The organism is Ancylobacter sp. VNQ12 (assembly GCF_049445835.1).
Classification (GTDB): domain Bacteria; phylum Pseudomonadota; class Alphaproteobacteria; order Rhizobiales; family Xanthobacteraceae; genus Ancylobacter.
This window is the reverse complement of record NZ_JBMSDU010000002.1, coordinates 381213-403697: the sequence shown is the minus strand read 5'-3', so window position 1 is coordinate 403697 and position 22485 is coordinate 381213. Positions and strand designations below refer to the sequence as shown.

At 69.0% G+C, this 22485-nt stretch carries 17 protein-coding genes; 5 read left to right on the top strand and 12 right to left on the bottom strand.

Features of this window, described 5'->3' with window-relative positions:
• Window positions 1–227: 227 nt before the first annotated feature.
• The 3 genes from rpsO to mbfA all read left to right on the top strand — a co-directional run bounded on the left by rpsO (window position 228) and on the right by mbfA (window position 4029).
• Entirely contained in the window at window positions 228–497 is a 270-nt protein-coding gene (rpsO, locus tag ACO2RV_RS05535; RefSeq protein WP_423290648.1) for a 30S ribosomal protein S15, read from the top strand.
• A 246-nt stretch (window positions 498–743) separates the two neighbouring features.
• Window positions 744–2900: a polyribonucleotide nucleotidyltransferase gene (pnp, locus tag ACO2RV_RS05530; RefSeq protein WP_423290646.1), complete on the top strand. Its 2157-nt coding sequence runs from the start codon at window positions 744–746 to the stop codon at window positions 2898–2900.
• Window positions 2901–3072: 172 nt separating this feature from the next.
• A complete protein-coding gene (gene mbfA, locus ACO2RV_RS05525) occupies window positions 3073–4029 on the top strand; it encodes an iron exporter MbfA (RefSeq protein WP_423290644.1) in 957 nt (318 codons plus the stop codon).
• 5 nt (window positions 4030–4034) lie between these two features.
• Here mbfA and ACO2RV_RS05520 read toward each other — a convergent pair whose 3' ends face one another.
• Genes ACO2RV_RS05520 through ACO2RV_RS05500 form a run of 5 tightly spaced genes read right to left on the bottom strand, consistent with a single transcriptional unit; the run spans window position 4035 to window position 10580 of the window.
• A complete protein-coding gene (locus tag ACO2RV_RS05520) occupies window positions 4035–5024 on the bottom strand; it encodes an asparaginase (protein WP_423290642.1) in 990 nt (329 codons plus the stop codon).
• A gap of 56 nt (window positions 5025–5080) precedes the next feature.
• Entirely contained in the window at window positions 5081–6400 is a 1320-nt protein-coding gene (gene glcF / locus ACO2RV_RS05515; protein ID WP_423290640.1) for a glycolate oxidase subunit GlcF, read from the bottom strand.
• Between the two features lie 3 nt (window positions 6401–6403).
• Window positions 6404–7648, bottom strand: coding sequence for an FAD-binding protein (locus tag ACO2RV_RS05510; RefSeq protein WP_423290638.1), 1245 nt, complete (start codon window positions 7646–7648; stop codon window positions 6404–6406).
• 1 nt (window position 7649) lies between these two features.
• Window positions 7650–9071 carry an 8-oxoguanine deaminase gene (locus ACO2RV_RS05505; RefSeq protein WP_423290636.1) on the bottom strand — a complete coding sequence of 474 codons (1422 nt, stop codon included), beginning with the start codon at window positions 9069–9071 and terminating at the stop codon, window positions 7650–7652.
• A 12-nt stretch (window positions 9072–9083) separates the two neighbouring features.
• Window positions 9084–10580 carry an FAD-linked oxidase C-terminal domain-containing protein gene (locus ACO2RV_RS05500; RefSeq protein ID WP_423290634.1) on the bottom strand — a complete coding sequence of 499 codons (1497 nt, stop codon included), beginning with the start codon at window positions 10578–10580 and terminating at the stop codon, window positions 9084–9086.
• 301 nt (window positions 10581–10881) lie between these two features.
• Here ACO2RV_RS05500 and ACO2RV_RS05495 point away from each other — a divergent pair, with 301 nt between their 5' ends.
• A complete protein-coding gene (locus ACO2RV_RS05495) occupies window positions 10882–11280 on the top strand; it encodes a hypothetical protein (protein ID WP_423290632.1) in 399 nt (132 codons plus the stop codon).
• 25 nt (window positions 11281–11305) lie between these two features.
• Here the strand turns inward: ACO2RV_RS05495 and ACO2RV_RS05490 are convergent, their stop codons facing one another.
• The gene (locus tag ACO2RV_RS05490; protein WP_423290630.1) at window positions 11306–12025 is read right to left on the bottom strand and encodes a hypothetical protein; all 720 of its coding nucleotides are present in this window, start codon (window positions 12023–12025) and stop codon (window positions 11306–11308) included.
• A gap of 341 nt (window positions 12026–12366) precedes the next feature.
• Here ACO2RV_RS05490 and ACO2RV_RS05485 point away from each other — a divergent pair, with 341 nt between their 5' ends.
• A complete protein-coding gene (locus ACO2RV_RS05485) occupies window positions 12367–13674 on the top strand; it encodes a DUF3422 family protein (RefSeq protein WP_423290628.1) in 1308 nt (435 codons plus the stop codon).
• A 35-nt stretch (window positions 13675–13709) separates the two neighbouring features.
• On the opposite strand, the gene ACO2RV_RS05480 is transcribed toward ACO2RV_RS05485, so the two are convergent.
• From ACO2RV_RS05480 to ileS, 6 genes are all read right to left on the bottom strand, one after another.
• Entirely contained in the window at window positions 13710–14804 is a 1095-nt protein-coding gene (locus ACO2RV_RS05480; protein ID WP_423290626.1) for a hypothetical protein, read from the bottom strand.
• A 180-nt stretch (window positions 14805–14984) separates the two neighbouring features.
• Window positions 14985–16391: a M16 family metallopeptidase gene (locus ACO2RV_RS05475; protein ID WP_423290624.1), complete on the bottom strand. Its 1407-nt coding sequence runs from the start codon at window positions 16389–16391 to the stop codon at window positions 14985–14987.
• On the bottom strand, window positions 16388–17755 hold the full coding sequence (locus ACO2RV_RS05470) for a M16 family metallopeptidase (RefSeq protein ID WP_423290622.1): 1368 nt from the start codon (window positions 17753–17755) through the stop codon (window positions 16388–16390). The genes ACO2RV_RS05475 and ACO2RV_RS05470 overlap by 4 nt, the downstream gene beginning before the upstream one ends.
• Before the next feature lie 317 nt (window positions 17756–18072).
• The gene (locus ACO2RV_RS05465; protein WP_423290620.1) at window positions 18073–18774 is read right to left on the bottom strand and encodes a hypothetical protein; all 702 of its coding nucleotides are present in this window, start codon (window positions 18772–18774) and stop codon (window positions 18073–18075) included.
• 101 nt (window positions 18775–18875) lie between these two features.
• Window positions 18876–19364 (bottom strand): signal peptidase II, encoded by a 489-nt coding sequence (gene lspA, locus ACO2RV_RS05460; protein ID WP_423290618.1) that lies wholly within the window; start codon window positions 19362–19364, stop codon window positions 18876–18878.
• Window positions 19365–19374: 10 nt separating this feature from the next.
• Window positions 19375–22434: an isoleucine--tRNA ligase gene (ileS, locus tag ACO2RV_RS05455; RefSeq protein ID WP_423290616.1), complete on the bottom strand. Its 3060-nt coding sequence runs from the start codon at window positions 22432–22434 to the stop codon at window positions 19375–19377.
• Window positions 22435–22485 lie beyond the last annotated feature (51 nt).

The window sequence follows — 22485 nt, the reverse complement described above, 5'->3', positions numbered from 1 at the left end:
GCCGATGGCAACGCGCCGGACATGAAGCTAGCCAGACTGGCGTTTTCGTGTATGTTGCGCGCGCGTTGCGGACCTTCGTCCGCGCGACCCGCTGCCATTCGACCGTGCTGGACGACATCCCGGCCCGGCCGAACTGCGGAACCGGCGAGGCGATAGCCGGACAGACCTCCACAGGAGGTGTGCACCGCGCCCGCCACATCCAACGTCAGAACCGAAAGGACGATCCGATGTCGATCACTGCCGAGCGCAAGCAGGCGCTCATCAACGAATACGCCACCAAGCCGGGTGACACCGGTTCGGCCGAAGTGCAGGTCGCGATCCTCACCGAGCGCATCACCAACCTCACCGGCCACTTCAAGAGCCACGCCAAGGACAACCACTCCCGTCGCGGCCTGCTCAAGATGGTGTCGGCGCGTCGCGGCCTCCTCGACTATCTCAAGAAGACCGAGGAAGCCCGCTACAAGTCCCTGATCCAGCGGCTGGGCATCCGTCGCTGATTGTCAATGCGAGGCTCGCGCCGGCTCGGCGCGGGCCTCGCGTCTTTTGAAAGACGGCGCCGGCGGATGGTCCGCAACGCCGAAGACCGCAAAGCGGCGGGCATGGGGCTCGCCGCGACCGACGAGAAGCGGTGCGCCATGGCAGGATCGCCAGAGGCTTGAGGCAGGCCCGTCCCGACGGGAACGAATGCCCGAGCCTCTCGCCGTCTTGCCCATGGCACCCGCTTCGGAAAGCCAGAGACAGACATGTTCGATATTCACCGCGAGGAACTCGACTGGGGCGGGCGCACGCTTGTCCTCGAGACCGGCCGCATGGCGCGCCAGGCTGACGGCGCCGTGCTCGCGACCTATGGCGACACCACCGTGCTCGCCACCGCCGTCTCCGCCAAGGCGCCCAAGCCCGGCCAGGACTTCTTCCCGCTCACCGTCAACTACCAGGAAAAGGCCTACGCGGCCGGCCGCATTCCCGGCGGCTACTTCAAGCGCGAAGGCCGTCCGAGCGAGAAGGAGACGCTGGTCTCCCGCCTGATCGACCGCCCGATCCGCCCGCTCTTCGCGGAAGGCTACAAGAACGACACCCAGGTTGTCGTCACCGTGCTCTCGCACGATCTCGAGAACGATCCCGATGTCGTCGCCATGGTCGCCGCCTCCGCCGCGCTCACCCTTTCCGGCGTGCCCTTCATGGGCCCGGTGGGTGGCGCCCGCGTCGGCTTCATCGACAATGAGTATGTGCTGAACCCGACCGTCGACGAGGTGAAGGAATCCGCGCTCGACCTCGTGGTCGCCGGCACCGCCGACGCCGTGCTCATGGTCGAGTCCGAGGCCAAGGAGCTGTCCGAGGAAGTGATGCTCGGCGCCGTCATGTTCGGCCACCGCCATTTCCAGCCGGTGATCGACGCGATCATCCGCCTCGCCGAGAAGGCCGCCAAGGAGCCCCGCGACTTCGCCGCTCCGGACCACTCGGCCCTCGAGGCCGAACTGCGCGGCCTGATCGAGGCCGATCTGCGCGCCGCCTACAAGATCGCCCGCAAGCAGGACCGCTACGAGGCGGTCGGCAACGCCAAGTCCAAGGCCAAGGCGCATTACGCCGCGCTCGCCGCCGAGGGCAAGGACGTGCCGGATGCGCAGGTGCTCGGCGAGGTGCTCAAGGAGCTCGAAGCCAAGATCGTGCGCTGGACCATCCTCGACGATGGCATCCGCATCGACGGCCGCGATACCAAGACCGTCCGTCCGATCGTCTCCGAGGTCGGCGTGCTGCCGCGCGCCCATGGCTCCTCGCTGTTCACCCGCGGCGAGACGCAGGCCCTCGTGGTCGCGACGCTCGGCACCGGCGAGGACGAGCAGTTCATCGACAGCCTGGAAGGCACCTACAAGGAGCGCTTCCTGCTGCACTACAACTTCCCCCCCTTCTCGGTGGGTGAGACCGGCCGCATGGGTTCGCCCGGCCGCCGCGAAATCGGCCACGGCAAGCTCGCCTGGCGCGCCATCCGGCCGATCCTGCCGCCCGCGCACGAGTTCCCCTACACGCTGCGCGCCGTCTCGGAGATCCTGGAGTCGAACGGCTCCTCCTCCATGGCGACCGTCTGCGGCACCTCGCTGGCGCTGATGGATGCCGGCGTGCCGCTGCGCCGTCCGGTCGCGGGCATCGCCATGGGCCTCATCCTCGAGGGTGAGAAGTTCGCCGTGCTGTCCGACATCCTCGGCGACGAGGATCACCTCGGCGACATGGACTTCAAGGTGGCCGGCACCGACAAGGGCGTCACTGCCCTGCAGATGGACATCAAGATCGCCGGCATCACCGAGGAGATCATGAAGGTCGCCCTCGAGCAGGCGAAGGGTGGCCGCGCGCACATTCTCGGCGAGATGAGCAAGGCGCTGACCGGCGCCCGCGCCGAACTCGGCGAGCATGCCCCGCGCATCGAGGTGATCCAGATCCCGGTCGACAAGATCCGCGAAGTGATCGGTTCGGGCGGCAAGGTGATCCGCGAGATCGTCGAGAAGACCGGCGCCAAGATCAACATCGAGGACGATGGCACCGTGAAGGTCGCCTCCGCCTCGGGCGAGTCGATCAAGGCGGCGCTGAACTGGATCAAGTCGATCGCTTCCGAGCCGGAAGTCGGCCAGATCTATGAGGGCACCGTGGTCAAGGTCGTCGACTTCGGCGCCTTCGTGAACTTCTTCGGCGCCAAGGACGGCCTCGTGCACGTCTCGCAGCTCGCCAAGGAGCGCGTCGCCAAGCCGTCCGACGTCGTCAAGGAAGGCGACAAGGTCAAGGTCAAGCTGCTCGGCTTCGACGAGCGCGGCAAGACCCGCCTGTCCATGAAGGTCGTCGACCAGGCGACCGGCGAGGACCTCGAGGCCAAGGGCAAGTCCGAGGAAACCGAGGCCGGCGCCGCCGAGTGATCGGCCGCGGCTTTGCCAAGTTCCAGGCCAAATTCCAGCGGGGCGCCTTCGGGCGCCCCGTTTCGTTTGGGGAACCCATTCCCCTGACGCATGGCGGCTGCGACTGACAGCTAATCGACAGCTTCGGTGAACAAGATTAGAGTAATTCTAATCAGGTTGCCGGACACCACCGATGAAACGCTTCGCCGACCTCACCGAGGCGGAAATCCTCGCCCTCGCCATCTCCAACGAGGAGGAGGATGCGCGCATCTACCTCCAGTTCGCCAACCGGGTGAAGGCGGACTATCCCGCGACCGCGCAGATGTTCGAGCGCATGGCGGAGGAGGAGAAGGGCCATCGCCACGCCCTGCACGAACTCTTCACGCGCAAGTTCGGCGGCGAATTGCCCTATATCACCCGGCAGGACGTGAAGGGCTTCCTCAAGCGCAATCCGATCTGGCTGCTGGAGACGCTGCGCATCGACGCGGTGCGCCAGCAGGCCGAGATGATGGAATACGAGGCGCAGCAATTCTACATCAAGGCCGCCGAGCGCGCCCGTGATGCCGACACGCGCAAGCTGCTGGCCGACCTCGCCGAGGCCGAGAGCGTGCATGAGACGCTGGCGCAGGAACTCGGCGGGGCGATCGAGACCGGCGGCGCCAAGGAGGCCGAGGACGCCACCGCCCACCGCATCTTCGTGCTGCAGATCGTCCAGCCAGGCCTCGCCGGCCTCATCGACGGTTCCATCTCGACGCTGGCGCCGATCTTCGCCGCCGCGTTCGCCACGCAGGATTCATGGGCCGCCTTCCTGGTCGGCCTTGCCGCCTCCATCGGCGCCGGCATCTCCATGGGCCTCACCGAGGCGCTGTCCGACGATGGCGAGATCACCGGGCGCGGCAGCCCCTGGCCGCGCGGCATCGCCTGCGGCGTGATGACGGTGCTGGGCGGCCTCGGCCACACCCTGCCCTACCTCATCCCGGATTTCTGGACCGCCACGGCGGTGGCCGGCGTCATCGTCGCCTTCGAACTCGCCGCCATCGCTTATGTCCGCACGCGCTACATGGAGACGCCGTTCACCTCGGCGATCGTGCAGGTGGTGCTGGGCGGCCTGCTGGTGCTGGCCGCCGGCATTCTCATCGGCTCGTCCTAGAAGCCCTAGCCGAAGGCGGCAAACCCGGCCTTGAGCGCCGCGCGGTCCCAGCCGGCGCGCAGCGCCAGGGTGAGAAGTAGGCGCGCCTTCAGCCCGGAGAGGAACCCGCCGGACAGCGCGCCGCGGCCGATGAGGTCGATCTCCGAGCCGGGATAGCCATAGGTCCGCTCGAAGGCGGGGCCGGCAAGGGTGCGGCTGGCGAGCACCACGGGAATCTGCGCTGCGACCTCGCCGACGATCTCCGCGACAGCCGCCGGCACATGGCCGGCGCCGGCGCCCTCTATGACGAGGCCGGCATAGCCGAGGCCGGGCACCGCCCGGATGAGGCGGCCATCCTCGCCCATGGCGACCTTGATCAGGGCGACCGGCGGAATGTCGTCTCCCGTCCCCTCAAGCGGCGGCAGCTCCGCCGGGGCGAGCCGGGCCAGCAAGCGCGGCCGACCTTCCGCAATGAGGCCGAGCGGGCCGGCATTGTCGGAGACGAAGGCCGAGGTGAGGCTGGTGTGCGCCTTGCGAACGAAGCGGGCGGCATGAATCTCGTCGTTGAGCACCACCAGCGTGCCGAGGCCACGCGCCTGCGGGCTCGCCGCGACGAGGGCGGCGGCGAGCAGATTGGCCGGCCCGTCCGCGCCCGGCTGTTGCGGTCCGCGCATGGCGCCGACCACCACGACCGGCCGCGCGTCGCGCACCACCAGATCGAGGATGAAGGCGGTCTCCTCGATCGTGTCTGTGCCCTGCACCACGACGGCGCCGTCGGCGCCGCTGGCGAAGGCCGCGCGGATGTCGGCCGCGACGGCAAGGATGTTGGCGATGGTGAGCGAGGAACTGCCGACCCGGAAGGGCGAGCGCGCCTCGATCTCGGCCACGTCTGCAAGACCCGGCACCGCCGCCACCAGCTCGGCGGCGCCCAGCGTCGGGGCAATGCCGCCGCTGGCGGAAGGCGTCATGGTGATGGTGCCGCCGAGCGACAGCACGAGAAGGCGGGGAAGGGTCATCGGGAAACCTGCAACAGGGCGCGGGCGGCGATCATAACCGCCCCCGCGCCTCTCTGTCAGGCGGCTGCGCGCACGCCCGCGACGCCGTCCGGGACCGGCCCACCGGTCGCCCAGTCGATGAGTTCCACCGTGTGCACCACCGGGATCGCCGTCCCGCCGCCGATCTGCGTCATGCAGCCGATATTGCCGGCGGCGATGATCTCCGGCTCGGTGCGCTCGATATTGGCGACCTTGCGGGCGCGCAGGCGCCCGGCGATCTCCGGCTGGAGAATGTTGTAGGTGCCGGCCGAGCCGCAGCACAGGTGCCCCTCGGCGGGCTCCAGCACGGTGAAGCCGACGGAGGCGAGCAGCGTCTTCGGCGCGGTACGCACGCGCTGGCCGTGCTGCAGCGAGCAGGCCGAATGATAGGCGACGCGGATGCCGGCGGGGATGACGGCGGGGGGCAGTTCGCGCTCGGCGAGGAACTCGCTCACATCCTTGGCGAGCGCCGAGACCCTGGCCGCGCGTTCGGCATAGGCGGGGTCGGTGCGCAGCATATGGCCGTAATCCTTGATCGTGGTGCCGCAGCCGGAGGTGGTGACGATGATGGCGTCCAGCCCCTCGCCCTCGATCTCGCGCATCCAGGCGTCGACATTGGCGCGCGCATTGGCGAGCGCGGGCTCCTCCTTGCCCATGTGGTGGGTGAGCGAGCCGCAGCAGCCCCCGCCTTCGGGCCGCACGATCTCGACGCCGAGGCGGTTGAGCAGGCGGATCGCCGCCTCGTCGATCGCCGGGCGCAGCACTGGCTGGGCGCAACCGTCCAGCAGGGCGACGCGGGCGCGGCGCGGGCCGTTCGCGGGGAAGCGGCGCTGCTTCTCGTGGGGCGAGCGGGTCGCCGGGCGGGCCGGGGCCAGCCTCAGCATGGCGGCGATGGGGCGCAGGGCCGGCACGCCCTCGAACAGGGAGGCGAAGGGCCGCGCCAGCATCGCGCCGCCAATGGCGAGGCGGAACAGGCTACGGCTCGGCAGCACGCGCGCCAGCAGCGCGCGGGTCAGCCTGTCGATCAGCGGGCGCTCATAGGTCTTCTCGACATGGTCGCGGGCATGGTCGATCAGGTGCATGTAGTGCACGCCCGACGGACAGGTCGTCATGCAGGACAGGCAGGAGAGGCAGCGGTCGACATGGCGGGCGACCTCCACCGTCGCCGGCCGGTCGTTCTCCAGCATCTCCTTGATCAGGTAGATGCGCCCGCGCGGCGAATCCAGCTCGTCGCCCAGCAGCACATAGGTCGGGCAGGTGGCGGTGCAGAAGCCGCAATGCACGCACGCGCGCAGCACCTGCTCGGAGCGGGCGACCTGCGGATCGGCGAGCTGCGCCAGGGAGAAATTGGTCTGCATCGCTCACACTCCCGCATACATGCGGCCGGGGCTCAGCACCCGCGCCGGGTCGAAACCGTCCTTCATCCGCCTCACCAGCGCGCCGGTGATCGGGTCGAGCGGCTGGAACACGTCCTGCGCCGCGCGCGCCGGCGCGGAGGCGCGGATCAGCGTCGCGTGACCGCCCGATTGGCCGCCACCCGCCGCCGCCACCGCGCCACGGACCAGGCCGGCATGCGGCTCGGCGGCCGGCATTTCGATCCAGACGAGGCCGCCCGCCCAGTCATAGAAGCAGCGTGCGCCGGCTTCCCGCACGACCGCGCCGATGGCGGATCCCTGCATCGGCGCGACCGAGACGCGCCAGATCGCCCTGGCCGTGTCGAGATTGCCGCCGTCGGGCAGCGCGAAGGGCTCGACGTCGCGCAGCGCCCGCCAGAAGGCGAGCGAGGCTACCGCATCGAGGAAGGAGAGCTCGCCGCGCGGCCCCAGCAGCGCTTCCAGCTTGCCGCGCCGATGCAGGATGGAGGGCTGCACGCCTTCCAGCCGCAGCGCGGTGACGCTTTTGCCGATGCCGGCGACAGCGGGCATCAGGGCGGCGATGTCGGCCGGCACATGGGCGGCGCCGGAGACGTCGTAATAGGAGCCGACCGCCGCGCTCATCGCGCCGGCGGCAGCGGCGTCGTCGAGACCGAGGATCAGCAGCGTTTCCACCGTCTCGGGGCGCGGCAGCACCTTGATGGTGAGTTCGGTGAAGGCGGCGAAGGTGCCGTGCGAGCCGGCCAGCCCGCGCGGCAGGTCGTAGCCGGTAACGTTCTTCACCACCCGCCCGCCGGCTTTGAACGCCTCGCCCCGGCCGGAGACGGCGCGCAGCCCCAGCGCATGGTCGCGCGCCGCGCCCGCGCTCGGCCGGCGCGGGCCGGCGAGATTGCAGGCCATCAGCCCGCCCAGCGTGCCGCCGCCGGCGGGCTGGCCGAGCAGCGGGCCGAAATCCATCGGCTCGAAGGCCAGCATCTGGTTGGAGGCGGCGACCAGCGCCTCGATCTCGGCCACCCTTGTGCCCGCTTTGGCACTCAGCACCAGCTCTTCCGGCTCGTAGAGCGTGACGCCCGAGAGCGCGGAGAGCTCCAGCGTGACATCGGTCTGGATATGGCGGCCCAGCGCCGCCTTGGAGCGGCTGCCGGCAACATCCAGCGTGCGACCCTGCGAGACCGCCCAGCGGATCGTTTCGACGACCTCGGCCTCATCGCGTGGGCAAAGACGGTCGCTCATCTCAGGCAACTCCCGAAAGCGCGGCGAGCCGCGCGGCATGCGTGTTGTGCTCGGCGATGACGGCCGGCAAATCGATGGTGACGATCTCGCCATGGGCGACGATCGGGCGCCCGTGCACCACGGTGAAGGCGGCGCGGCCGGGGGTGCAGAAGATCGCGGCGGCCACCGGATCGGACAGGCCGCCGGCAAAGGCGACGTCGTCGAGCCGCAGCGCGAAAAAATCGGCGCATCGTCCCGGCTCAAGCGCGCCGATGTCGCTGCGCCCCAGCACCGCGGCGCCGCCCAGCGTGGCGAGTTCCAGCGCCTCGCGCGCGCTCATCCATTCGCCATCGCGCGAAGGATCGGAAGTAGAGAGCGCGGTGTCCGGCCCCTCGGGCGGGCGCAGGCTGATCTGGAGCCGCGCCAGCAGCATGGCCTGCCGCGCCTCGGCCAGCATGTTGTTGCCGTCATTGGAGGCCGAGCCGTCGACGCCGAGGCCGACCTTCACCCCGGCGCGCCGATAGGCCTTCACTGGCGCAATGCCGGAGGCGAGCCGCATGTTGGAAGAGGGGCAATGGCAGACGCCGACGCCAGCACCGGCAAAGCAGCCGATCTCGTGCGCGTTCACGTGGACGGCATGGGCGAACCACACATCGTCGCCGAGCCAGCCAAGTTCCTCCATATAGGCGACGGGCCGCTTGCCGAAACGCTCCAGCGTGAAGCGCTCCTCGTCGACGGTCTCGGCCAGATGCGTATGCAGCCGCACGCTCCTGGCCCGCGCCAGCGCTGCGCTGTCGCGCATCAGCTCCGGCGTCACCGAGAAGGGCGAGCAGGGGGCGAGGGCGATCTGCAGGAGCGAGCCGGCGGCAGGGTCGTGATAGCGGGTGATGACGCGCTCGGAATCGGTGAGAATGTCGTCCTCGTCCTCGACGCAGTCGTCGGGCGGCAGGCCGCCGCGGGACTGGCCGAGGGACATCGACCCGCGCGAGACCATGAAGCGCAGGCCGATCTCGCGCGCCGCCGCGATCTGGTCGTCGACCTTGCAGCCATTGCGGAACACATAGGCATGGTCGAAGGCGGTGGTGCAGCCGGTGAGCGCGAGTTCGGCGAGGCCGACCAGCGTGGCGGTGCGCGAGGCTTCCGGCGTGCGTGCCGCCCACAGCCGGTAATGTGCCTTGAGCCAGCGGAACAGGTTGACGTTCTGCGCCGCGGGCAGGTTGCGGGTCAGTGTCTGGTCGAGATGGTGGTGGCAGTTGACGAGGCCGGGCAGCACCACATGGCCGGCGAGGTCGAGCACCGTGTCGGCGGTAGTTGGCAGGGCTTCGGTCGGCCCGACCGCCTCGATCATCCCGTCGCGCGCGAACAGCCCGCCGCCGGCGATCTCGCGGCGGGCGCCGTCCATGGTGACGAGAACGGTGGCGTTGCGGACGAGGAGCGTTGTCATCAGGGGGAGCGCTCAGAACCGCGGAATGTCGGGGAAGGGCAGCTTGCCGCCCGACACATGCATGCGCCCGAGTTCGGCGCAGCGGTGCAGCACCGGGAACACCTTGCCGGGGTTGAGCAGGGCCTCCGGATCGAAGGCGCATTTCAGCCTCTGCTGGTGCGCGAGGTCGACCTCGTTGAACATGGAGGGCATGAGGTCCCGCTTCTCCACCCCGACGCCGTGCTCGCCGGTCAGCACGCCGCCGACCTCGACGCAGAGCAGCAATATGTCGGCGCCGAAGGCTTCGGCCTTCTCCAGCTCGCCCGGCTTGTTGGCGTCGTAGCAGATCAGCGGGTGCAGATTGCCGTCGCCGGCATGGAAGACGTTGCCACAGCGCAGGCCGTACCTCGCAGACATCTGCTCCATGCGGCTCAGCACCTCGGGGAGCGCCTTGCGCGGGATGGTGCCGTCCATGCAGAGATAGTCCGGCGAGATGCGCCCCACCGCCGGGAAGGCGGCCTTGCGCCCGGCCCAGAAGGCGACGCGCTCCTCCTCGCTGGTGGAGGCGCGCAGCGTCATGCAGCCGAGCCCGTTGCCGATCTCGGCGACGCGGTCGATCAGGTGGTTCACCTCCGCTTCGGGCCCGTCCAGCTCGACGATGAGCAGCGCCTCGACGTCGAGCGGATAGCCCGCGCCGAGGAAGGCCTCGGCGGCATGGACCATCATGCGGTCCATCATCTCCATGCCGCCGGGAATGATGCCGGCGGCGATGATGGCGGCGACGCAGGCGCCCGCCGCCTCGGAGGAGGGGAAGCCCAGCAGCACGGCGCGCGCGGTTTCCGGCTTCTTCAGGATCCGCACCGTGACCTCGGTGACGACGCCGAGCAGCCCTTCCGAACCGACGATGAGGCCCAGGAGATCGAGCCCGCCGGAATCGAGGTGCTTGCCGCCCAGGCGGATGATCTCGCCCGTGATCAGCACCATCTCGACGCCCAGCACGTTGTTCGTCGTCAGGCCGTATTTCAGGCAGTGCACGCCGCCCGAGTTCTCGCCGACATTGCCGCCGATGGTGCAGGCGATCTGCGAGGAGGGGTCGGGCGCGTAATAGAAGCCGTTATGGGCGACCGCCGTGGTGATGCCGAGATTGGTGACGCCCGGCTGGGCGACGACGGCGCGGTTGTCGAAATCGATGTCGAGGATGCGGTTGAACTTGCCCATGCCGAGCAGGATGCCGTCCGCCAGCGGCAGCGCGCCGCCCGACAGCGAGGTGCCGGCGCCGCGCGGCACCACCGGGATGCCGTTGGCATTGGCATAGGCCAGCACTTTCGAGACCTGCTCGGTGGTGGAGGGCAGCACGACCGCGAGCGGGAGCTGGCGATAGGCAGTGACGCCATCGCTCTCGAAGGGACGCATCTCCGTCTCGGTGTCGATCACGCCCTCGCCGGGCACGATCGCGCGCAGCGCGGCGATGATCTCGGCCCTGCGGGCGAGCACATCGGCCTTCGGCGCCGGCATGACGAGACCGGACATGGCGTTCCTCCTGTTCCCGAACGTTGCTCTTTTGCTTTCGAGCCATTCTAGGGAAAAGCAGTTAGCGCGCCTATGGTAAAAAAACTAGACCAATGGCCAATTCAGTTGGCATGGACCCGCATCCGAGGGGGAGACACGTCAATCGATGTCGCCCCGGCCGCGTCTCGCTCGTGCCCCCGCGTCCGACAGGTCGCGGCGCGCCCTTGCGCGGCATCAAGGCAGGGCGCATTTCAGTGCGCATAAGCATTGGCCGGCATAAGGCTGCGGTACAATCCGCCCGGTCGAGACAAGGGAGACACGCATGAACGACGTCGCCGCCATCGCGCTCCAGCGCATCCGCCTCCATCTGGCCCGCTCGAAGGATTTCCCGGAAGGCAGCGCCCGGCACGGCTACGAGTTCGTGGCGCCGCTGGACGAGCGCGGCCACATCGATCTCGAGAGCTGGAGGAGCCAGCGCGATGCGTGCACCGTCACGCGCTTCTGGGGCAATGACGCGCCGGAGAACGGCATGCTCGTGCATCGCGCCGGCGGCGCCGGCGGGTCGACCTGGGTGTTCGACTATGAGGCCGGCGACAGCGATGACGACGAGGCCGGCTATCGCTTCGCCGACCATGCCTTCACGCCGGGCGAATATGTCTCGCTGCGCGACGAGGACGGCGAACTGCACACCTTCGTGGTGTTCTCCGTGGTGCCCGCCTGAGCGAGGCCACGAAAGCCGGGCGCCCTCAGTTCGGGGCGCGCACCACGGCGGGTACGGCAACCGCCGTGCCCGGGGCGGCGGCGGTCTCGGTCGCCGGCGTGGCGGCGGCGGTCGGCGCGGCAACCTGCGGCGCCGGAGCGGGGCGACGGACCGGCTTGCGGACCGGTGCCTCGATCATGGCGATGACACGCTGGTGCAGGTTGGCAGCTTTCTCGATATTGAAATGGCTGAGCGAGCCTTGGCCGGTGAGGTCGATATTCTCGACGCGCGGACCGGACACCGCCTTGCCGGAGCCGCCGGCCTGATAATAGTTCACCACCTTGCCGATCTTGGCCGAGGCGGTGGTCGGCGTCACCGGATCGAAGGTGACGACGAGCGGAACGGGAATGCCGGAGCCGCTGACCTTGTTGCCCATATAGACCGCGGCGTCGGCGCCCAGCGAATGGCCGATGATGACCACGGGCGTCGGGCGGCGCTTGCCGGCGGCCGCCTCCTCCGCCGCGACGGCGCTCAAGGTCTGCCAGTCGACATAGGAATGCACGGTGGCCTTGATGCCGCGCGCGTTCAGCTTGGTCGCAAGATCGTCCATGCCGAAGGAGAAGATGTTGGCGAGACCGCGCAGCAGATAGACGCGCACCTGCGGCGGCTTGCGGGTCTGTGCCTCGGCTGAGGTGGAGACGGTCGCGGCGAGTGCCAGAGCGACGACGGCGATGACGCTAAAACCCAGAGCCCGCGCGAACTTCATGTCACGAATCCCGAAAAGACTAACCACCTTCATGCATCTGCCATGTTCGGCAACGCAAACGAATTTTGATTCGCTCCAGCTTCCTCACAGGGCTGATGCGAATTGGCAACAGCTGCAATCCGGGCTTTGCTAGGCAAGGCCGTATGGACGCGGCTGCGGCAGGTCGGCGCGTTGGTCTTGCCAGCCTGCTGTCCGCATGCAACCCAGTTGGGCCGTCCGCGGTTCCAGCGTGGATGTCATCCGGCCGGGAAGTGTCTCGCCGGCACAAGCGCATTGCCGCCCGGCGACGAGGGAGCACACGTGTCGTGACGTCGAATGCCAGTAGATCCCGAGAGCCGGCTTTGCCCAAGGTGCGGGCCTTCTACGATCATCCGCTCCGCGCGCCGGTGCTTGCCGAGCTTCATGCGCGCCCCTTCGTGCCCGTCTCTACGCCGGCGCGCATCCTCCATGTCGCTTTCCTGGTCGATCGCGAGCAGGCCATCGCCGACCGGGCGGCCTTTGCCGCGCTGTGCGCGTCGCGCGGCCAGTCCGGGCCGGGTCGCGAGGCCAAGCAGCACCGCGTGAGCTTCGGCGGCGCGGTGGTGCGCTGGGAACGCCACGCCGAGTTCACCACCTATACCTGGGAGCTGCCGGCCGAGGATCTGGTCGAGGGCGGGCTCCCCTTCCATCCCCCGTCGGGTGCGCTGGCCGACACGCTGCTGCAGGTGCCCCAGCCGGGTCCGTTGCTGGTGGCGGTCGACCTGCAGCTCGTCACCGATACCGCCGATGCGTTGCCGCTCGACCGGCTGTTCGACCGTTCCAGCCTCGCCCGCTCGGATGTGGAGGACGGCTTCGCGGAGGTCGCGACCGACTTCCAGCCCGATCCGTCCGGCTTCGTGCGCATCCTGGTGCGCGATCGCGGCATGACGCCGGACGCGGCCGGCGCGCTGGTCCAGCGGGTATTGGAGATCGAGACCTATCGCACGCTCGCTTTGCTCGGCCTGCCGGAGGCGCAGCGCCTCGCCCCGACGGTGGCGCGCATCGAGAACCAGCTCGGCGCGCTGACCGAGGAGATGCGCCAGACCGAAGGGCTGGCGGCGAACAACAAGCTGCTGGACGCGCTGACCTCGCTCGCCTCCGAGCTGGAGGCGGACGCGGCGGCCTCGCTGTTCCGCTTCGGCGCCACCCGCGCCTATGAGGAAATCGTCAACTCGCGCCTGCGCGCCATCGGCGAGCGGACCATTTCCGGCTATCCGACCTGGCAGCAATTCCTGCTGCGCCGGTTGCAGCCGGCGATGCGCACCTGCCAGGCGATCGAGCAGCGCCAGGCCAATCTGTCGGTCAAGCTCAGCAGCGCGGCGAACCTGCTGCGTACCCGCGTCGACGTCGAACTGGAGCAGCAGAACCGCGATCTGCTGCACAGCATGAACAAGCGCGCCCGGTTGCAGCTGCGCTTGCAGCAGACGGTCGAGGGGCTCTCCGTTGCCGCCATCTCCTATTACGTGATCAGCCTGCTGCACTATGTGCTGGAGGGACTGCACGCGCGGGCCGAGGCGGCGGGGATCCATTACGATGTCGGCACCGCCACCGCGGCGGCCGTGCCGTTCGTCGCGCTGGGGATCTGGCTGGTGGTACGGCGCATCCGCAAGGGCCATTTCGACGAGGAGTAGGCCTCCTCGTCGCGCTTTGCCCGCCTGCCGTTCCGCTACTGCGAGAAGGTGCCGGTCGAGGGCGCCGGCGCCCCGATCCACTGCGTGTCGCTGTTGTCGGGCGCCGGGGTCGGCGTGCTCGCCGCCGGCTGCGTGAGGGGCTTGGCAGCCTGCGCGGGGGCAGGCTGGGCGGGTGTCGTCTCCTGCACCGGCGTGGAGGGGGCCGCGGGGGCGACGCGCACGGCAGTGGCCGGTGTGGCCGCCGGGCGGGCGGCTTGCGCGGGTGCGGTGCTCTGGGCCGGCTTCGGACGCGCCTGCTGCGCCGGCCGCGGGCGGGCAGGCCGCTCAGCCGTCGCCGCGCCCTGCGGGTCGAAGCCGACATAGACGACATATTTCTCCAGCGTCGCCGGATCGGGGCGCGGGAAGTTGACGTCGTCGGCGACGAGGCCGAAATCGACCTGCATGACGCCCGGACCGATCTCGACCGGCACCGAATAGAACTTGGTCCAGATCGATTCCGGCACCGGGCCTTCCTTCACCACGGCGAGGCGGATCGGCACGTTGACCTTTCCGGGACCGCCCTTGGCGCCGAGCAGCACGCGGCCCTGAATGCCGATGCGCATGTTCATCTCGGGCGAGGTGTAGCGGCATTCGCGGGCGAACTGGCCGAGCGTCGCCTGGTAGCGCACGCCGCCCTCGGCGCCGCTGTCCGTCACCTGCCAGGAGCCCGCCCCGCCGCGCACCTGGATCGGCGGGCAGGTGAAGTCCGAGGCGTCATGCGGCTGTGTGCCGGTCGCGGCATTCTGCGACCCGACGACGTCCATCGTCGACGCCGCCTGGCCTGCGGCGGCCTGGCGGGTTGCGGGGGCGGGACGCTGCGCGGTGCCATTGCCGCCGGTCGCTTCCACCGTCGTGGTCTCGATCTCCGAGCCGAGCGCACCCTGCCCGCCGGCATCGCCCGAACCCATCGGCCCCTCAAGGCCGTTGCCGCCGCCTATGCCGCCGCCACAGCCCGCGAGCAGGAGCGCCAGCGCAGGTATGGCGAGGAACGCGCGCAAAGCCTGCCCCGCCGGACGCGCGTCGCCCGGAGTGGACCGGTCCGCTGACCGGCCCTTGCCGCCATTTCGGTTCTGCAGTTCAGCACGACGCATACGCACACTCCCGCCCAAGGCTGACAAGGACGTCACATCTCCCCGATCGCGGTGCGAGGCGGGGATCGTTCCGTTCGACGTTTCCTGACCGGCGGCCCTTATAGCAGGCCAATGCGGGCGGGGGGAACATCGTGCGCGGGCTTCACGCGCACGATTCTGGCCGCGAGGTGGGCCGCGGTATCAGCCGCCATTCGCCGTGAGGCCGGTCGGCTTGCCGACGAGGCTGAACAGCAGCGCCGGGTTCTCTCGCAGCCGCGCCGCGACCCGCTTGACGTCGTCCAGCGTCACGGCGCCGACGAGCTGGTTGCGCACGTCGATATAGTCGATGCCGAGATTGTCGATCTGGATCTGCAGGAGCTGCGAGGCGACCTTGGCGGAACTGTCGAAACGCAGCGCGAAGGAGCCGATGAGATAGCTCTTGGCGTCGTCCAGCTCCTCCTGGCTCGGGCCGTCGGTGAGCAGCTTGAGATATTCGGCGCGGATCAGGTCGATGGACTCGACCGTGCGGTCGTTCTTCGTCGCCGTGCCACCAAGGATCAGCGCGGCATGGTCCAGCGGGGCGAGGTGGCTGTAGACCGAATAGGCAAGGCCGCGCTTTTCGCGCACTTCCTTGAACAGCCGCGAGGAGAAGGCGGAGCCGCCGAGGATGTGGTTCAGCACGAAGGCCGGGATGAAGTCCGGGTCGTTGCGCTTCAGCCCGATGCCGCCGAAGATGACCGAGGTCTGCGGAACGTCGAGCTCCTTCACCTCGGTCGCGCCGAGCCCCTGCGGCACCACATCCGGCACCGGGGTGAGTTCGGCCTTGGCCGGCAGCGCGCCGAAGATCTTGTCGAGCGCCGGCGCCAGCTGCTCCGCCGAGATGTCGCCGACCACCGCGATCTTGAGGTTGTCGCGCGCCATGGTGCGCCTGGCAAAGCCGGCGAGGTCGGCGCGGGTGATGGTCGGCACGCTTTCCAGCGTGCCCGAGACCGGGCGGCCATAGGGATGGTTCGGGAAGGCGCGGGCCGACCAGCCGAGACTCGCCAGCGACGAGGGATCGTTGAGCCGCCGGCGCAGGCCCGCGAGCTGGCCCTGGCGGATGCGCTCCACCGCCTCGTCATCGAAGCGCGGCGCGTTCACCGCAAGGCGCAGGAGTTCGAAGGCCGGCTCGATGTTTTCCGACAGGGTGCGCAGCGAGCCGCCGACCATGTCGCGCGAGGCGTCGAAGCGCAGTTCGATCGCCTTTTCCGCCATGCGGTCCTGGAAGGCGCGGGCATCGAGATCGCCAGCGCCCTCGTCGAACAGCGAGGCGGTGAGACTGCCGACGCCCGGCTTGTCCGCCGGATCCTGCGCTGAGCCACCGATGAAGCCGATCTCCATCGCCACCAGCGGCAACGTGGTGTCGTGCACCAGCCAAGCCTCGATGCCGCCGGGGCTGACCACCCGCTGGATGCGCGTGGTTTCGGACTGGGCGGGAGTGACGGGCGCGAGGGCGATGGTCATGACAGTCAGAACCGCGGCAAGGATGGGTTGGGCTCGGCTGAGAAGCGAGAGCGAGGAGCGGCGAGTGTCGAAGCGGCGGATCATGCCGCGCCGCGCGCCGCTCATGAGCGCTTCTCCGGCGTGCCGGCGGCGGCCGGCGACGCGGCGGCGGGTGTGGGCTTGGCCGGCAGCAGCTCGCTGGTGACGGCGCGGGCCGGCACGAGATAGCGCCGCGCCGCGTCGCGCACCTGCTCGGCGGTGACGGTCTTGACCATCTCCGGCCAGATCTTCACGTCTTCCGGCGTCGAACCGGTCGTCAGTGCGGCGCCGTAGATGCGCGCCAGCGTCGCCTGGTTGTCCTGCGCATAGATCGCCTCGGCCACGAGGCGGGTCTTGGCGCGTTCCAGCTCGTCGGCGGCCGGGCCGTTCGCGGCGAGGTCGGCGATGGCGGCGTCGAGCGCGGCCTCCAGCGCCTCCATCGTCACGTCGGGACGCGGCGTGGCGGAGATGCCGAAGCGCGTCGCGTCCAGCGCGGTCGACTGGTACCAGGCCCCGGCATTGGCGGCGAGGCCCTTCTCGACCACCAGGTTGCGATAGAGCCGGCCGGTGGAGCCGCCGCCGAGAACCTGCGACAGCACATCCAACGTCACGCTCTCCTCCTTCGCCTGGCGATAGGACGGCACGAGATAGGCGCGCGAGAGATTGGGTTGGCCGACGCGCGGATCTGCGAGCACCAGCCGGCGCTCGGCACGCGGGGCGGGTTCGGCGGGGCGCGCGCGCTCGGCGGTGTCGGCCCGGCGCTCCACCTTGCCATAGGTCGCCTCGGCGAGCTTCTTCACCTCGTCCGGCTCGACGTCGCCCGCCACCACGAGGATGGCGTTGTTCGGGGTGTAGAAGCGGCGGTAGAAGGCCAGCGCATCCTCGCGGTTGAGCTGCTTGATCTCGTCTTCCCAGCCGATGATCGGGTGGCCGTAGGGGTGGTTGACGTACATCGCCGCCTGCGCGGCTTCCGAGAGCTGCGAGGACGGATCATTGTCCGTGCGCATGCGCCGCTCCTCCAGCACCACGTCGCGCTCGGGCAGCACCACCTCGTCGGTGAGCACGAGGCCGGTCATGCGGTCGGCCTCGAACTCCATCACCGTGCCGAGATGCTCCTTGGCGACGCGCTGGAAATAGGCGGTGTAATCCTGCGAGGTGAAGGCGTTCTCCTGGCCGCCGAGCTTGGCCACGACCTGCGAGAACTCGCCGGCCGGGTGCGTCGCGGTGCCCTTGAACATCAGATGCTCGAGAAAATGGGCGATGCCGGACTTGCCGGGCTGCTCGTCGGCGGAACCGACGCGGTACCACACCATGTGGGTGACGACCGGGGCGCGGTGATCGGGCACGACCACCACTTCCATGCCGTTGTCGAGGGTGAAGGCGGCGACATCCGCCGCCTGCGCGGCCTTGGTCGAGGCGAGGGAGGCGGCGATGAGCATCACGGCGGACATCAGCTTTCCAGTCGACAGGGTTCGAGACGCCATTCCGGTCACATTATCCGTTTTGTCGCCCTGATATAGGGACGGCGCTTTGAAACGGCCACGCGGCGGCGACACGCCTGCCGCAGCCACGGGATCGGGCCGCAGGAAGAACGTGCCGATCCGGGATGGCCGCACGCGGCAAAGGTAGACGCGGCAAAGGTAGATGCGGCAAGACGGGCGTCGAGATTGGGAACCGGCCCGCCTTGAGGGCAGTCTGCCATAGATCACGCGGTTCCGCGTCCGCCCCAGGGTCAATCCCGTGTGAACGCGATGGCCCGCGCGCCGCCTCAGTGGCGGTCGTTGTTGCTCTGGGTCCGGTCGAACCAGTCCGGCAGGCTCCAGGCCTTGTCCTCGGGCCGGTCGGCGACGACGCCATAGGCGGCACCCGGCGCGGGGGTCTGGTAGCCCGGCGGCGGCTGGATCAGCGCTTCGCGCTCGGGTTCGCCCTCGAAGGCGAGCGGCTTCTCTTCCTTCTTGTTGCCCCAGCCGAGGAAGCCGAGGCCGCCGGTTCCCGGTTTCAGCCAATCCTGCCGGAGCGAGTTGTTCTCGGCTTCGGCCCGGCCACGTCCGGCGGGGGCGTTCGGGTTGATGCCGCGGGCCACCTCGGCCGGCGTGAGCGCGCGCGCCGACTCTTTGTCGTTGAAGTTGGCGGGCACGGCGCGTGCGGCCTTCGCTTCGGCCTTGGCGCGCTCCATGTCGTCGTCCTTCGGCCAGGCCGGGTTCTGCGTGATGGAATCGGCGCTGCGCGGAGGCGGCAGCACGTCACCCGAGGGCGGCACCACCAGCGGGGCGCGTTCGCGATAATTGATATCCGGCGGCGGCGGGGCGACCAGGCCGAGGGTGGTCAGCAGCTGCTCGGTGAAATTGTCTTCCTGCGCCGAGGCAGGGGATGTGCCGACGGCGCCGGCTACCAGAACGGCCGCGCCGAGGATGCCGGACATCCAGGCCGTGGAGCGGCCGGCCGTCATCGTGAGGGGTCGTTTCGTCATCCGATCGTCTCCTGCGGCTTCGGCGGATCGTCCGTTCGACCGCCTCGGTCCGCGTCACACATGGAATGCCTGCTTAATCCGCAGCTTCCACGTCAGGACGGCTATTTTGCGGCGCCCCCGCGCAGCGAGTCATACAAAAGCAGGCCGACGCCGGCAACTATGGCGGCGTCCGACAGGTTGAACACGTACCAGTAGAAGCCGAAGGCGTGCAGCGAGACGAAGTCGAACACCGCGCCATAGGCGGCGCGGTCGATGGCGTTGCCGAGCGCCCCGCCGATCAAAAGGCCGAGCGCGGCGGCCTCGATCCTGCGGTCGACGCGCGCCAGCCAGAACCAGAACAGCACCGCGGCGGCGAGCTTCAGCCCGCCGAGCAGCCACCAGCCGTCGATACCCTGCGAGAACAGGCCGTAGCTGATCCCGGTGTTCCACGCCCGCACCAGGTCGAGGAAGGGCAGCACATGCACGATGCCGCTGTCGCCGAAATCGACGCCATGCAGCACGGCGAGCTTCGAGCCCTGGTCGATCACCAGCGCGGCGAGCGCGAAGGCGCCGCCATAGAGCGTCAGCGGACCGGAAAGACGCAGCTTCACGGCAGCGGCTTCATTCGGCGGCCCGGCGGGCGATGGCGAGCTCGCGCAGCGCGATGGCGTCGCGCGGCGTCACGTCCGGATATTCCGGATCGGTGCCGACCAGCGGGGAGATCTTCCACGAGCGGGCGCATTTCTCGCCGACCGCCTTGGCCGGCACGACGGCGACGCCCGGCACGTCCGGCAGCCGGAACGCGTCCTTCGGGCCCTCGTCCGGCATCAGATGCGCGTCGGAGGTGATGCACACTTCGGCGAGGTCCACCGCGCTCACCGCCGCGAACAGGTTCGCATCGGTGACATGGATGATCGGAGCCGCCTCCAGGCTGGAGCCGATGCGCTTGGCGGCGCGCTCCACTTCCAGCGCGCCCAGCACGACGCGGCGCACGAGGCGGATCTTGCGCCACTCGTCGGCCAGCGCCTCGTTGCGCCACTTTGCCGGCGTTTCCGGGAAGGTGAGCAGGTGCACCGAGCCGGTCTCCGAGGGGAAACGCGACAGATAGGTCTCTTCCGCCGTGAACGGCAGGATCGGCGCCAGCCAGACCACGAGGCGGCTGAACACCTCGTCGAGCACGGTCAGGCACGCCCGGCGCGTCACCGAGGAGATCGGGTCGCAATAGAGCGCGTCCTTGCGCACGTCGAAATAGAACGCCGACAGCTCGGTGGTCATGAAGGACGACAGCGCCGCGTGCACGCGCTTGAAGTCGAAGGCGGCGTAGGCCTCGCGCACCGTCCTGTCGAGTTCGTGCAGCCGGTGCAGCACCATGCGTTCCAGCGCCGGCATGTCGACATAGGCGACGCGCTCGGCCTCGCGGTAATGGTGCAGCGAGCCGAGCAGCCAGCGCAGCGTGTTGCGCAGCTTGCGATAGGTCTCGACCGTGGTCTTGAGGATCTCCGGGCCGATGCGCAGATCGTCGGAATAGTCCGAGGCGCAGACCCACAGGCGCAATATGTCGGCGCCGGAGGACTTGATGACCTCCTGCGGCGCGACGACGTTGCCGACCGATTTCGACATCTTGCGGCCCTGCTCGTCGAGCACGAAGCCGTGCGTCAGCACCACGTCATAGGGCGGGCGCCCGCGCGTGCCGCAGCTCTCCAGCAGCGAGGAGTGGAACCAGCCGCGATGCTGGTCCGAGCCTTCCAGATACATCACCCGGTCCGGCCCGCCGGAAAAGGCGCGGTCGACCTTCAGGTCGTCGCGCACTTCCAGCGTGAAGGCGTGGGTGGAACCGGAATCGAACCACACGTCGAGGATATCATCGACCTTGTGCCATTCATTGGCGCTGTAGTCGGTGCCGAGGAAGCGCTGGGCGGCACCGTCCTTGTACCAGGCATCGGCGCCCTCGACCGCGAAGGCCTCGGCGATGCGCTTGTTGACCTTCTCGTCGCGCAGGATCTCGACATTGCCGTCGCCGGCGTCGCGCACGAAGACGGCGATCGGCACGCCCCAGGCGCGCTGACGCGAGACCACCCAGTCCGGGCGGTTCTCGATCATGCCGTTGATGCGGTTCTGGCCCGAGGCCGGCACCCAGTCGACGCCGGCGATGCCGCCCAGCGCGCGCGCCCTGAGCGTGTCGCCCGCGGTCGTGGAACCGTCCGCCGCCGCGATGTCCTTGTCCATCGCGATGAACCATTGCGGCGTGTTGCGGAAGATCACCGGCGCCTTGGAACGCCACGAATGCGGGTACTGGTGCTTGACCCGGCCGCGCGCAAGCAACCGGTCGGCGGCGACGAGCGCCTTGATGACCACGTCGTTGGCGTCGCCGTCCTTGCCCTTGTCGTCCATCACCCGATGGCCGGCGAACAGCGGCACATGGTCGTAATAGCGCCCGTCCGGGCCGACCGTGTGCGGCACCTCGCCGAGCTTCTCGGCGATGTAGAGGTTGAAGTCGTCGGCGCCATGGCCCGGCGCGATGTGCACGAAGCCGGTGCCGGCATCATCGGTCACATAGTCGCCGGCCACCACCGGCACGGCGAAGTCGAAATAGCCGTGCGTGCCCTCGATGCCTTTGAGCGGGTGGGCGCAGACGAGATGGGTCGGGTCGACCTCGCGGTGGCGCTCGTAAGCCGTGACGCGGGCGGCCTTGAAGACCTCTTCCGCCAGCTTGTCGGCAAGGATGAAGTGCTCGCCCACCTTGGCCCAGTTGTCGGCGGGCGCCTCGGTCACCTCATAGACCGCATAGGTCACATCCGGCGAGAAGGCGATGGCGCGGTTGCCGGGGATGGTCCAGGGCGTCGTCGTCCAGATGACGATGGAGGCGCCCTCATAGGAGGGGAACAGGTGGATATTGGCCGCCTGCTCCGCCGGCTCCAGCCCCTTGGGCAGGCCGCCGGCGGTCGCCGCGCTCTTGCGATAGCCGGTGACAGGGAATTTCACGAAGATCGTGGTCGAGGTGTGGTCGTGATACTCGACCTCGGCTTCCGCCAGCGCGGTACGCTCGACCACCGACCACATCACCGGCTTGGAGCCGCGATAGAGCAGGCCGTTGCCGGCGAATTTGATGATCTCGCGGGCGATCTGCGCTTCCGCGTCATAGCTCATGGTCACATAGGGGTGCGACCAGTCGCCCTCGACACCGAGGCGCTTGAACTCGGCGCGCTGCACGTCGATCCAGCCCTCGGCGAAGGCGCGGCATTCCTGGCGGAACTCGACGACCGGCACCTCGTCCTTGTTCTTGCCCTTGGCGCGGTACTGCTCCTCGATCTTCCATTCGATCGGCAGGCCATGGCAGTCCCAGCCGGGGACGTAATTGGAATCGTGGCCGAGCGCGCCTTGGGAGCGCACCACCACGTCCTTCAGGATCTTGTTGAGCGCATGGCCGATATGGATGTTGCCGTTGGCATAGGGCGGGCCGTCATGCAGCACGAAGCGCGCGCGGCCCTCGCCGGCCTTGCGCTGCTGGCCATAGAGGTCGATGCGCTCCCAGCGCGCCAGCAGTTCCGGCTCGCGCTGCGGCAGGCCCGCGCGCATGGGAAATTCGGTCTGCGGCAGGAACAGGGTCGACGAATAATCGCGCGCCGCCGTCTCGTCGGCAGGCTCGTTCACATTGCGACCATCGCTGTTGCGGCTCGTCATCAGGCGCTCCTTACACTGCCGCACGGTTTAAGCGCAGCGCCGGGGCGGTGC